Raw genomic sequence first — 12,706 nt, 5'->3', positions numbered from 1 at the left:
AAATGGAAAAGGGTAGTTTGCTTTATAAAAAAAGAGGATAATGAAAAATGCTGATTTTAGTATCAACAATTTACATGATATGCGTTTTACTTTGGAGGAAAAAATACATTGGAACTTTTTAAGATAGAAAACCAAGACCTGAAAAAGGTAGATGGCAGTAATTTTGAATTGGAGCGAGAATTACAAAACCTAATTGAAAACAATCTTGAATTAACATTAGGAATTCAATTTGTCGCAAGTGAGTTTGTCGTTGGTAAATACCGCCTTGATACGGTTGGTTTTGATCAGAGTACGGATTCGTTTGTTATTGTGGAGTATAAGAGATCCTCCAAGTATAGTGTCATTGATCAGGGATTTGCCTATCTGAATACACTATTAAATCATAAGGCTGATTTTGCACTCGTTTATAACGAACAGTTTCAAGCAAAAAAAGGGATTGAGGATTTCGATTGGACGCAGGTAAAGGTCATCTTTGTCGCTGGCGGATTTAGCGCCTACCAAATGGATGCAATTAATAATCCTGATTTACCAATTGAATTATTTGAAGCAAAAAAATATCGAAATAATCATCTTTCATTGAATCAAATTTTGCGGCCTAGTAATTTAGGGCATTTTGCTCATAATTCTAATAAGAAAGCAGTTCGTGAAGATAAAGGTGTTAACTTAGATAATGCTGCCGAACTAATTGCACCAAATGAAGAAAGACTAGTAGCGGCGGGCTCTGAAAGCATCCAGAATCTTTATCAAAAAATGAAAGATGCTTTGCTGGAGTGGGATTCATCGTTTGAAATAAAGCCAACATCTAAATACATTGGTTTTCGGATTAATCAGCATAAAATTGTAGACTTTCTTCTACAAAAACAGGCTATGAAAATGTGGATTAATCTTCCTATGGGTGAATTAAAGGATCCTAAGAATCTAATTCGCGATGTCAGTGAAACGGGGCATTGGGGAAACGGAGACTATGAGATTCGACTGGAAAATGATAGTCAATTAGAATACGTTTTAAGCTTAGTCAAACAGGTTTGGCAAAAGTATAGTCATTCATAATCTGAAAAGAATTATGCTTTCACAAACACCAGTCTTTCCTTCGTCGACCGTTGCTCATCAAACTGGTAGTCTAAGCGGTTAAATTTCCTCAATTCAGCCGCTTTTTGCACGTCGTTTTCTGCCATATATCGAACCATTTCTCCCCGGGCCATTTTAGCAAAAGTGGCGCGGATTTTTATTTTGCCATCAATTAGTTGCCCGAAGACAATTTCGATAAAGGGCGTATCCGGTGGTAGGTAAGGCCGAATGGCTTTAGCGTATTCCTGAGAGGCCAGATTGATAATGGGTTCGCCGGCGCTGCTACCTAATGCATCGTAAAGTTTATCGCCCCAGAAATCATAGAGTCGTTGATGTCCTTCAACCACAAGTGGTGACTGCATTTCCAACCGGTAGGGAACGACACCATCAAATGGTCGCAAGATGCCATAGAAGCCAGATAATATTTTTAAATTGGCTTGAACGTAATCTAGGGCTGGTTCCGTAAAAAGGTCGGGTGCCATGTATTGATATTGAATGCCCGAAAAGGCCATCAGAGCAGGCGTAAGCTGAGTTTCTAAATTGAGGCGTTGCAGCTGATCGTAATTTTCTCGGGCAAGTTTGTCGCTACAATTCCAAATGGATTTGAGTTCATCATAGTTATGAGATTTTAGTGCAGTCACGATTTTTTTAGTCTCTGATAAATATTGCGGCAATGCTGTACTAGCAAAGTTATCGGTATCTATTTGCATTTTTTTGGCGGGTGAAATAATAATTTTCATGAGTCATTTCCTTAGCATTAGTGTAGGTTCATGTGTGTAGAATACCGCAAAATTGAGAATAAGAATACAAAAAATCCCCAGGGCTGCGGTTTCAACCTTGGGGATTTGGTTTATTCAGTGATGAAATGGACATCTGGTGTTTCGGAATTACGCTTAGCTAATACCAAGGCATAACCCGCGGCACGACCATTACCACCATCTTCAATAATTGAGCGGTAAGTATCGGGTATGTTGTTAATGAAGTAAATGCCAAGCTTGTAGCCTGATAATTTGGCACGCTTGGAAGCACTGTAGCCGGCTTTGTTGAGTGCCGTTTGGAGGTAGGCAAGTTTCTTAGCATTGCTGGCAGTCTTATGTTTGTAAAGGGTATTCATAGCGCTATTGAGCGGAATAATATCAGTATAACCAGTAGTTGTGACTGAGGTTTGGTCCTCAAACCAAGTCGTCCCCTCATCGAAAGTGCTGAGGCTTTCGTTGTACGCGGCAATTCTACTAAGATTCAAATCAACCGGTGTCTTAGGGAATAATTTGACGACTGATTTAGCTAGTTTTTGGTAATTTCCCTTTTGAATATAGCTGGCGTACGTTTTAGTTGAATTAAATTGAGATAGCGCAGCGTAGTTTAATTTGTTGGGATTAGGATTGACACCCGCCTTTAAGTTCCCCCGCCAAACGTAACCGGTGACTATTTTTCCATTGCCACGCAAAGCGGTTGAAGTTCGGTAGTAAACTGCCTTGGTATTGCCATGTTTCAGCACTAACTCAGACAATTTAACGAACGTTTGGCTTGGATAATTTTTCAAGTTGATGATTTTCTTTGTATGGCTGGCGTTCCACATGTAAACGGACTTCTTGCTCGATTTGACGTAGTAAGTTGTGTCAAAAATGCCATATTTCGCGCTAACTTTGGTATAGGTGGTCTTTGCTTGTGCTTGATGTGGCTGGGCAACAAGTGCACCGCCAAGGCCGAACAAGCCAAAGCAGATGCCTAAGGTGATGATGAGTCTTTTTTTCATGATGAATCCTCCCGAGGATAATATGTGATTAATTTGCATACATAGTATAACGCAAATGTGGCGTGGAAATGGGACGTCGTTGCGATCTAATTAAAATCAAAGTTTATTTTCCTTAGTAATTCTCGGGTTAAGTAAGGTTGCGCCTGTATAAGTGAGTAGTAAATTAGCTGCTCCTATAGTTGTTTGGCCTAGGACATTGGAAACAAATTAATTTTGATGTTTGACTAAATAAAGCCCCCTTCATTTGAAGAGGACTTTATTTTTGAACAAAATATTTCTCCTGTAACACTTATTCAGCTGCCTTACTTTTCTTATTCAACCTAATCAGCCAAACCGTCAGTCCAAACGTAATCACCGTATAAATGGCACCACCAGGCCCTACGGAATTCATACCGATTGAGCTAACTAACACACCGCCAGTTGCGGATCCCAACGCAATTCCAAAATTGGAGAAAATCGAATTGAGAGAGGATGCCAGAACGATTGATTGTGGGTAAGCCTCTTCCGCTACTTGTAAGAAGAGGATTTGAATGGGGGAGCCCAAGAGTGGCATGCTGGTAATCAGCAGCATTAAGACGAGGACGCCCACCCAACTATAAAGGAAGGCAAGGGGCATGATGAGGAGTAGTACAAATTGGCCAATGTAGACCTGAGGCATGACGTTGAGTCCGGGCCCTTCAGTTAATTTGCCGCTCATCCGGTTGCCAATAATATTGGTAATCCCAAAGACAAATAGGAGAATTGTCAGCATGCCCGTCGAGAAGTGCAATTGGGTCGTGAGAATGGGGCGCAAATATGTATAGAAGACATAAATAGACGCAAGGTTAAACATCGGCAAGAACATTCCAACCTGAATTCGACGATCCTTTAATAAGGCTAACTGACCCATAATGCTACTGGCTTGCTGTTTAAAGTCACGAGGCAGTGACGCTAAAATGAGGCCCATTGTGATAAACGAAATGATAATAATGGTTAAAAATGAGATCCGCCAGCCCAAATTAGTTGAAATCCAGGTGCCCAGTGGAACTCCGAGCACGGAAGCAATGCTAAATCCAGCGAACACCCAAGATAATAACCACCCTCGTTTTGGCAGTGGTGCGATATGACCGGCAAATGACAGCGCAATTGAGATGGCAACACCGGAAACTAACGCCGTGATAATCCGAGAGATGGTAAATAAGGTAAAGTTTGGTGAGATGAAGCTTAAAATGTTACCAAATGTAAAGATACCCATGAGGCCAAATAGTCCCCAAAATAGATTATGTTTACCAATTAGCAACGTGATAAATGGGGTGCTGACCGCATATACCAGGGCAAAGATTGTCACCAGATAGCCAACCGCAGCAACGGAGACGTTAAACTGCGCTGATAGGTCATCTAAAATTCCGACGATTAGGAATTCACTAATCCCCAGCGTAAACGCAATTAATATAAGAATTAAACTTTGAATTTTGAATTGTTTCATCATTTTACTTCTCTTTCTATACCTAATTATTTGACAGACTTGCTTATATTACAAGGTTTTGGTGATGACGTCTATCTTTTCAATAAAAAAAGCTCGATTCAGATTGAATCAAGCCCTTACATAAAATATAGTCACCTAAATTACCTTTTTCCCATTATAATAGCCATCCAACGACACTCGATGGCTCATATGCGCATCACCAGTTTTTGAATCAACTGAGACATTAGGTTGATCCAATTTTTTTGGTGATCTGCGCTGGTTCTTTTTGGTTTTAGAGGTTCTTCTTGCTGGAACTGCCATGAGTGAGATCTCCTATCTAAGCTTAAGCTTTCTTACTGTTACGTTTGGCGTCTTTAATTACCTTTAATGCGCGTTTACGTGCTTTGATATCCGGACTTTTTAATCGACGGTGAGCACTGGCTAAATCTGTTTTTTCCATGATGAACCTCCTGTAGTTAATGATTATGTGCTTTCATTTTCGCTTTAAACTAAGTAAATCGTTATTATTACGATTTGGACTTTAATAATTTATCATCAGTTAAAATTAAAGTCAAAGGAAAGCATTTGGATATGAAAAAAGCCCGATTCTCATCGAATCAAGCTTTACCTCATCTTTTCTTCGGTACCACCAAATGGACAACGCATTCAATAATCATTCCGGCAAACATCAGATACATGGCAAAGTCCATGTGCATCCTGAGCATGCCGATGAGACCGATGATATAAATGGCGAGGACAAATAAATGTAGAATTTTCATGCGATCACCTAGTCAACTCGTTTAATCTTACCAACCGCAATTGGTAGCGTCACATGCGCATCAAAGTCGCCGACCATCCCAGCAACCGTAGCTGGTAATTCGAGAGATGCAGGTACACCGTGAATGTAAATGACCCGTTTGTCTAGTTGAAGGTCCTTGCTGCCAAATGCTTTTTCAAAGTTAGCTTGTAAGGTTGATAGGGGAACGACCTGCGTGTATGAGAAATGGCCATTAGCGTCAGATACGGGATAACGATCATGGGGGATGTCGATGTTTTCAGGAGCATCGTCAAATGCGACCATCGTTGTGCCAGAAACGGCTTCAGTTTCCATCAAATCGACGAACCCATCAAGATTGGTATCCTGGTCAATGGTTGAAATTGCAGCATCTTTGCCATCTGGGAAACCATGAAAATGTTCCCAGTGTTCTGTATTGGCGGGGGTGTCGAACATTTCAATGGTGATGGTTAGTTTGTCGTTTTCTTCTAAAAAGGTTGCAGTCCCATGGGCGCTCGTACCAATTTTCGTGTCGTTTAATGGAACAATCTGTGCTTCGTATTTTGTCATAATAAAAGTTCCTCCTCGATTTATCTGAACTTAGTATATAATCAAGTTAATCAAAATAAATTGATAAATGTCAATTTTTGGAGGAAAACGATGAAAAATCATTCCGCATTCGAGTGCGTTAAATCGGCGCCAATTTTTATTGGACTGGACGACGATACAATTAAGAAGTTAACGACCATTTCAACCCATCAGGAACAATTTCCCGCCGGAACAACGCTCTATGAGGCTGGCTCGGATGTGGATCGACTATTAGTGGTGGACCAGGGGCGCGTCAAAGTTTACCGGTTGGATGAAGACGGGCAGGAACAAATTCTCTACTTCTTAGATGGTCATGCGGTCGATAGCGAAGCAGCACTTTTCACGGAATCAACGCACCACAACTTCGCTGAAACGGTAGAGGACTCACTCGTTTGCTCGATTAGGAAGTCAGATTTTCAGGAGTTGCTTGAGAAGACGCCTTCCTTGGCCGTCAGCATCATTAACGCGTTTGGCAACAGACTGACGGATTTAGAAAACCGCAGTGCCCGATATGGAACGCTCACTTCACATGATCGATTAGTTCAATATCTTGAGGATACGGCGGGAAAGATTGGTAGCCATTATTTCAAATTACCGTTGAGTAAACGTGATTTGGCAAATTGGTTGAGCATTACACCGGAGACTCTGAGTCGTCAATTTACGAAGTTGAGCCAAGAGGGTGTGATTGAGATGACGGGGAGAATGATTAGGTTACTGTGAGTGGAGGATGTTTCACGTGAAACTTTACGGTAGTGACAGGGGTGCGTGAAACTGATTGATTTGGGTGACTACTTGGCCTCAGTAGAAATGGGATTGAATTAAAGACAGTCCAAATTTAGGTTAAAAACAACCCGATGACTCATTACTTAATAGGTATTAAAAAGGTCACGCTATTTTTTTTGCGGAAATTTTTCCAGTCGGTACAGTTGTTCATCATCCAGTGAGTCAATATTATTTTTAAAAGTATATCCCATTTTTTGATAGAATCCCAAAGCAGTTTTTGAGGCTGGAATCTCTATGCGGCTTGCATGTTTGAAGAAGGAATCGGATTCTAAGGTTTGAATAATTGATTTTCCGATGCCTTGGCCTTGATAAGCTGGAAGAACAAAAATATCAAATAAACTAAATTCTGTTTGGCTTCCCCAATAAGATCCAATAGCGCCGGTACCGATAATTTTAGAGTTATCACAAATGACATAAAAATGGGTTTGAGTACTCTTTTCTTTAAAAAATGCTGGCGTCAGCGTTTGAATAGTTCTTTCAATATAATCATGTGAATAATCAGAAATATTTGTGGTTCTTAGCGTTTCTGCGACTACTTTGGAAACTTCTTCTGCATCAGTTTCGCGAAACAATCGGCTCTTTATCATCATGATCACCCTTTTGTTAGAGAATTTAATAATATCTATTATGCTTTGTGGAGTGAAAATGTAAAGAGTCATTCATTTAATTTAGGCGTACAATTAATTCTAACAACTTCATTAGAAAAGGACCGTTTGCTATGAAAATTGAAGAAGGATACATGCCATTTCGTGACTACAAAACTTATTACCGCATCGTTGGCGAACCCAGCGACAAAACACCATTATTATTACTTCATGGGGGGCCTGGATCATCCCATAATTACTTTGAATTGATGGATGATTACGCCAATACGGGTCGCCAATTAATTATGTATGACCAAGTCGGCTGCGGAAAGTCATCACTTCCTGAAGACGAAAGCGTCTACGTCAAAGAAACTTGGGCAGAAGAACTGATTGCTTTACGAGAATACCTCCATTTGGACCAAGTTCACATGCTGGGTCAATCGTGGGGCGGCATGCTCGAAATGCTATACCTGACTAGCTACAATCCTAAGGGGATTAAGAGTGTGATGATTGACGGTTCACCAGCTTCCATTAAATTATGGACGCAAGAACAGCAACGGTTGATTTCTTATTTAAGTTATGAGGATCGCACGGCGATTGCTGAGGCAAAAAGAACCGGCGACTTCACTAACCCTAAGTATTTGGCTGCAAACGACCGCTACATGGAACGTTACTGCTGGGATGACCCCGATGAAAATTCACCAGAACCTCTGCGCCGAGAGACAAACGGGGCTCGTGCTAGTTTGATTGCAGAAGGACCCAATGAGTTTACTGAAAATGGGACAATTAGCGACTTTGATGTGACGGATCAGCTCAAGAACATCGATGTTCCCGTTTTGGTCACGAGTGGAACAGATGATTTATGTACACCATTAGTAGCTAAATCCGTCTATGACAATATTCCAGGTGCAAAGTGGCACTTATTTGCGAACAGTCGTCATTTGGCACTTTTGGATCAACACGATGAGTTTATTAGCGTGTTGGATAATTGGTTAAAGGAAAACGATTAATCATTTAAGGAATCGATATCAATTTTATTGAAATTGTTATCGATTTTTCTTTATACTAAGGGATGGATAGATGATAGGAGAACGACATGACGATAGCTTTAATCATTTTAATCGCTCTTTTTGGTGCTTTAGTGCGAACCGTTTTTGGGTTCGGTGAGGCGCTCGTAACGATGCCGCTGCTGGCTTTAGTTGGGTTTAACATTCAAGCATCTACTGCCTTAATTGGCGCGCTTGGCCTGCTAGTTGCGTTACCAGCAACGGTCAAATATCATACTAAAATTGATTTTGCGGCTGTTCGTCGATTAGTGGCTGGATCCGTATTGGGCGTTCCAGTCGGAATTTTGCTCATTAAAACGGTAAATCGGAGCTTGGTATTACATTTATTTGGTGGCTTTTTAATTCTTTATGGCGCCTATAGTCTGCTTAAAGTTTTACGCAACCGACCAGGGAAAGCCCATTTACACGCAAATGGGTGGGACTATTTAGCTGGCATCATCTCGGGAACCATGGGGAGTGCGTTCAATAGTCATGGGGTTCCAGTCGTCATCTACGGAACGTTAAAACGTTGGCCGATTGATACAATGCGCGGCATTCTCCAAGCTCACTTTGTTTGCGTTGGCGTCATTGTGGTGGTGAGCCAGGTTGCGTCGGGATTTTGGTCGATGGAAGTGGTTAAGCTACTTTGCATCATCGTGCCCCTGTTATTCGTGGTCATCCCATTTGGTAATTGGCTGACCGCACACATTGCGAGTGAGACGCTGGTCAAATATATTTATATGCTGTTGATTGTATTTGGCGGACTTTTGTTTTTCCGTTAAAAATGAAACTAAAAATAGAAATTTGGGGAGAAATCAATCATGAAACACATCGTAGCAGGCATCATCGCCCACGTTGACGCTGGCAAAACAACCCTTTCAGAAGCGCTGCTCTACCAAACCGGTGCACTGCGTCAGCTGGGCCGAGTGGATAATGGGGATGCCTTTCTTGATTCAGATGATTTAGAGAAACAACGGGGAATTACCATCTTCTCCCATCAAGCCATTCTGCAGCACAATAATCTTGAATTAACGTTACTTGATACGCCAGGACATGCGGATTTTGCAAGCCAAACTGAGCAAGTTTTTAGCGTGCTCGACTATGCCATTTTGGTCGTTTCGGCGACGGATGGGGTGCAGGGATATACCCGAACTCTTTGGCATTTGCTTGAGCGATACCACGTTCCGGCGTTTATTTTTGTGAATAAAATGGATGCGGATAGTGCTGATAAGGATAAAGTTTTAGCGCAATTAAAAGATACACTATCGCAGGGATGCGTTGCCTTTGATTCAGCTGAAATTCCAGATGACTCTTATGAAGAAATCGCATTGCAAGACGAGGTAGTTTTGGATACTTATTTGGAAACCGGCGACCTCGACGATGACACAGTTCGCCAAATGATTCTGCAACGACAAGTCTTTCCGTGCTATTTTGGTGCGGCATTGAAGGTTGATGGCGTCGATAAATTCCTAGCTGGCGTTGAAAAATGGACTAGCGAGAAATCGACTAAACCTGATTTTGGTGCGCGAGTCTTTAAAATTTCACACGATGAAAAGGGCGACCGACTCACTTGGGTTCGAGTAACGGGTGGCAAAATAGCCACGAAGGACGTTATTCTAGGGGACCAAAAGGCAAATCAACTTCGGATTTACAATGGCACTAAGTTTACGGTGGCTCAGGAAGTGACAGCCGGCGGAATTTGTGCGATTCCAGGGCTGACGGGCACCCATCCTGGTCAGGGCTTGGGTGGTGAAACAGATGCAGCGATACCAGCTATCCAGCCGGTATTAAACTACGCTGTGGATTCGAAAGACAATGAGATACATATTTGCCTTGACGCCTTACGGGAACTAGAGGATGAGGATCCTCAGTTGCACGTTTCTTGGTCAGAGCATCTGCAGGAAATTCGAATTCAAATTATGGGTGAAATTCAGTTGGAAATCTTGCAGCAAATTTTACTTGATCGGTTCCATTTGGATATTGGCTTTGGCGAGGGAAGTATTCTCTACAAAGAAACGATTAATCAAGCAGTTGAAGGTGTTGGCCATTTCGAACCATTACGGCATTACGCGGAGGTTCATCTGTTGATGCAGCCGGCACCCAGAGGCAGTGGGCTAACGTTTGATGCGAATTGCTCACTCGAAGTGCTCGGCAAAAATTGGCAGCATCAGGTATTAAGCAATCTTGGTGCTAAAGAACACCTTGGCGTCCTAACTGGGTCGCCGATTACCGATATGAAAATTACCCTTGTTGGGGGAAGAGCCAGCATCGTGCATTCAGTCGGTGGCGATTTCCGTGAAGCCACCTGGCGGGCAGTTCGCCAAGGCTTGATGATGCTAAAAGAACGCAATGAATGCCAGTTATTAGAGCCGTGGTACCGGTTTAGACTAGAAGTCGGGCAAGACCAAATTGGTCGCGCAATGAGCGATATTCAGCGAATGAGTGGTCAATTTGTTACACCGGATACCGGCGTTGATCAAACGACTTTGACCGGGGTGGCGCCCGTTTCCGAAATGCAGGGGTATATTCAAGAAGTGCGGGCTTATACCCATGGACAAGGGGAACTAGAATGTGTGATTGATGGCTATCGGCCATGTCACAATGCGGATGATGTTATTGCGACGAAGGATTATCATCCGGTGTCTGATTTGGAAAATACACCGGGCTCCGTATTTTGTGCGCATGGGGCAGGCTATCCCGTTCAGTGGGAAGATGTGCCTGAAGCGGCCCACGTTGAGTATACGTATTCGCGAGATGAATTGATGAAAATGACAAATAAGTAGAAAAGGGATGCAAGCAGGTTAATCCGCTAGCATCCCTTTTTGAATGTAACATTTTGAATATTTATTTTTTTATTAAATAGTTGAGTTAGTTACCCAGCCACCGTCAATGACAAGTTCAGTCCCTGTTGTAAACTTTGATTCATCAGAGGCTAGATAAACAAATCCATAGCCAACATCATCTGCTTCTCCAGCGTAAGGTGGCAAGTTGATTCTACCAACATGTAATTTTCCCATTGCTTCCTGCGAAGAGATTCCTGCATCCTTGGCCAAATCAGTATAAATTGGACCGGGATGAACGGAATTGACACGAATATTATCCTTAGCAAACCATTGTGCGGCATGCCTAGTCATGGAGGTAACCGCCCCCTTTGAGGCACTATAAGCAACGCTATGGGCATCTGCAAAGCCGCCAATCAGAGCAGAAACTGAGGAATTATTGATGATTGATCCACCACCGGCTTGCTGCATGACGGGGATGACTTGTTTCATTCCCAGCCAAACGCCTTTTGCATTAATGTTCATAACTTTATCCCAATCATCTTCTTTAGTTTCAAGAATGCCATTGGGAATATGAATACCAGCATTGTTGACTAGAACATTGACTGTGCCAAATTTTTTAACAGCAAGATCCACTACGGCTTTCCAATCATCAGCGTTAGACACGTCTAACTTTGCACCAATAACATTTGGATAAGTTTGTTTAAGTTTATTTACCTCTTCATTTAGCTTATCCGTTACAATGTCAGTTGCGACGACTTTAGCGCCTTCTTTAAGAAAAAGTTTGACTCCAGAAAGTCCCATACCACTCTTTGCGCCAGTGATCAGTGCTACTTTACCATCTAAACGACCCATAATATTACCTCCGTTTATTGTGAAATATATCACATATTTATTGTAAATTTATCCAGAAAATAATTCAAGATGAGAAAAAGCTTTCAATTTCGGATTTTCTTCTTTTAAAAGTCAAAAATAAATACGGAAAGGCTAGGATTCTAGTCTTTCCGTATAAACGGGTACGGTTAGTTAAATTTATTCCGCCTCTTGCGCGATTTGAGTAAAGTAAGTTTTACCGCCAAGGCTGTAAAGACTGTAGTAGGCAGCTTGCAGATCGTTATCTGGGTCTCCTGCTAAGAACACTGGTTTATGCTGGTTTTTGAGCGTTAAACGATAACGATAATTTCCAGTCGTCTTAACGTGTTTTGTGGTTAATCCCTTAATCTTGGTTTTTGTATAAATGTAACGATAGCTACCCTTAACCGACGTTTTGGTAATCTTTACGGAAGCACTTGGTGTTCGGTAATAGGCTAGGGCGTTGTAACTTTTATTGGTATTCGTGTGAACTTCAACATAGCCATCGGAAGTAAACTGGACGGATTTTGAAGAGGAAGAGCCAATGGCGCTAGTACCGCCGATTGTTAAATTACCATGGCTATAGGTCGGTACAAACGTAGGCGTTTTGACCTTGCTAAAGGCTGCCTTGTTGGTCGTATCTATTTGGGCCAGAGAGTATCCCTTATCAATACCTGACTTAATGTACTTATAGCGTAAATTATTCTTTTTATTTAAGAGGAGTCCCGATTTCCATTTCTTACCAACTTGAATCATTTGGGTTTTACCCGTTATGACAGTGCCCTTGGGCAATGTTAGCTTGGTACTGAATTCCTTATTTGATGCAAACCAGTGTGCATTTACAGAAACTTTTTTGGTGGTTTTATAGTAAGTATCTGTATTCAAATAGTCGCGAGGAACAGAATGAGTCCCGATTTTTACGGTAGCTGATTTAGCCTGAGCATTTTGCTGGCTGACTGCTAAGCCTGTTACCGCAAATATACCAACTGTGGCTAAAGATAATAATAGATTGATTTGTTTTTTCATAATT

14 protein-coding genes are annotated in these 12,706 nt (G+C 41.8%); 5 read left to right on the top strand and 9 right to left on the bottom strand.

Going from position 1 to position 12,706, the window contains the following annotated elements; all coding sequences use genetic code 11:
• Positions 1 to 108 precede the first annotated feature (108 nt).
• Entirely contained in the window at positions 109 to 1,050 is a 942-nt protein-coding gene (locus FGL90_RS04545; RefSeq protein ID WP_010619049.1) for a DUF5655 domain-containing protein, read from the top strand.
• 11 nt (positions 1,051 to 1,061) lie between these two features.
• On the opposite strand, the gene yaaA is transcribed toward FGL90_RS04545, so the two are convergent.
• From yaaA to FGL90_RS04515, 6 genes are all read right to left on the bottom strand, one after another.
• Positions 1,062 to 1,808 carry a peroxide stress protein YaaA gene (gene yaaA / locus FGL90_RS04540; RefSeq protein WP_147657087.1) on the bottom strand — a complete coding sequence of 249 codons (747 nt, stop codon included), beginning with the start codon at positions 1,806 to 1,808 and terminating at the stop codon, positions 1,062 to 1,064.
• Between the two features lie 110 nt (positions 1,809 to 1,918).
• A complete protein-coding gene (locus FGL90_RS04535; RefSeq protein ID WP_010619051.1) occupies positions 1,919 to 2,824 on the bottom strand; it encodes a hypothetical protein in 906 nt (301 codons plus the stop codon).
• Between the two features lie 289 nt (positions 2,825 to 3,113).
• Positions 3,114 to 4,289: an MFS transporter gene (locus FGL90_RS04530; RefSeq protein WP_147657890.1), complete on the bottom strand. Its 1,176-nt coding sequence runs from the start codon at positions 4,287 to 4,289 to the stop codon at positions 3,114 to 3,116.
• A 135-nt stretch (positions 4,290 to 4,424) separates the two neighbouring features.
• On the bottom strand, positions 4,425 to 4,589 hold the full coding sequence (gene rpmF, locus FGL90_RS04525) for a 50S ribosomal protein L32 (RefSeq protein WP_010619053.1): 165 nt from the start codon (positions 4,587 to 4,589) through the stop codon (positions 4,425 to 4,427).
• A 22-nt stretch (positions 4,590 to 4,611) separates the two neighbouring features.
• Positions 4,612 to 4,728: a putative metal homeostasis protein gene (locus tag FGL90_RS04520; RefSeq protein ID WP_010619054.1), complete on the bottom strand. Its 117-nt coding sequence runs from the start codon at positions 4,726 to 4,728 to the stop codon at positions 4,612 to 4,614.
• A gap of 327 nt (positions 4,729 to 5,055) precedes the next feature.
• A complete protein-coding gene (locus FGL90_RS04515) occupies positions 5,056 to 5,616 on the bottom strand; it encodes a hypothetical protein (protein ID WP_133278349.1) in 561 nt (186 codons plus the stop codon).
• A gap of 87 nt (positions 5,617 to 5,703) precedes the next feature.
• On the opposite strand from FGL90_RS04515, the gene FGL90_RS04510 reads away from it, so the two are divergent.
• Positions 5,704 to 6,351, top strand: a complete 648-nt coding sequence (locus tag FGL90_RS04510; protein ID WP_010619056.1) for a Crp/Fnr family transcriptional regulator — start codon at positions 5,704 to 5,706, stop codon at positions 6,349 to 6,351.
• A 170-nt stretch (positions 6,352 to 6,521) separates the two neighbouring features.
• Here FGL90_RS04510 and FGL90_RS04505 read toward each other — a convergent pair whose 3' ends face one another.
• Complete coding sequence (locus FGL90_RS04505; protein WP_147657888.1) at positions 6,522 to 7,001, bottom strand: GNAT family N-acetyltransferase; 480 nt, start codon at positions 6,999 to 7,001, stop codon at positions 6,522 to 6,524.
• Positions 7,002 to 7,132: 131 nt separating this feature from the next.
• On the opposite strand from FGL90_RS04505, the gene pepI reads away from it, so the two are divergent.
• The 3 genes from pepI (at position 7,133) to FGL90_RS04490 (ending at position 10,827) form a co-directional block, all read left to right on the top strand.
• The gene (gene pepI, locus FGL90_RS04500; protein WP_029327473.1) at positions 7,133 to 8,008 is read left to right on the top strand and encodes a proline iminopeptidase; all 876 of its coding nucleotides are present in this window, start codon (positions 7,133 to 7,135) and stop codon (positions 8,006 to 8,008) included.
• Between the two features lie 86 nt (positions 8,009 to 8,094).
• Positions 8,095 to 8,826 carry a sulfite exporter TauE/SafE family protein gene (locus FGL90_RS04495; RefSeq protein ID WP_147657085.1) on the top strand — a complete coding sequence of 244 codons (732 nt, stop codon included), beginning with the start codon at positions 8,095 to 8,097 and terminating at the stop codon, positions 8,824 to 8,826.
• A 39-nt stretch (positions 8,827 to 8,865) separates the two neighbouring features.
• Positions 8,866 to 10,827 carry an elongation factor G gene (locus FGL90_RS04490; protein WP_147657083.1) on the top strand — a complete coding sequence of 654 codons (1,962 nt, stop codon included), beginning with the start codon at positions 8,866 to 8,868 and terminating at the stop codon, positions 10,825 to 10,827.
• Positions 10,828 to 10,899: 72 nt separating this feature from the next.
• Here FGL90_RS04490 and FGL90_RS04485 read toward each other — a convergent pair whose 3' ends face one another.
• Positions 10,900 to 11,679 (bottom strand): SDR family NAD(P)-dependent oxidoreductase, encoded by a 780-nt coding sequence (locus tag FGL90_RS04485; RefSeq protein WP_010619060.1) that lies wholly within the window; start codon positions 11,677 to 11,679, stop codon positions 10,900 to 10,902.
• 177 nt (positions 11,680 to 11,856) lie between these two features.
• Positions 11,857 to 12,702 carry a hypothetical protein gene (locus FGL90_RS04480; protein ID WP_147657081.1) on the bottom strand — a complete coding sequence of 282 codons (846 nt, stop codon included), beginning with the start codon at positions 12,700 to 12,702 and terminating at the stop codon, positions 11,857 to 11,859.
• Positions 12,703 to 12,706: the final 4 nt, after the last annotated feature.

This window comes from Secundilactobacillus malefermentans, assembly GCF_008033155.1.
GTDB lineage: Bacteria > Bacillota > Bacilli > Lactobacillales > Lactobacillaceae > Secundilactobacillus > Secundilactobacillus malefermentans.
The sequence above is the reverse complement of the archived record's forward strand: the minus strand, read 5'-3'. Positions and strand labels throughout refer to the sequence as shown.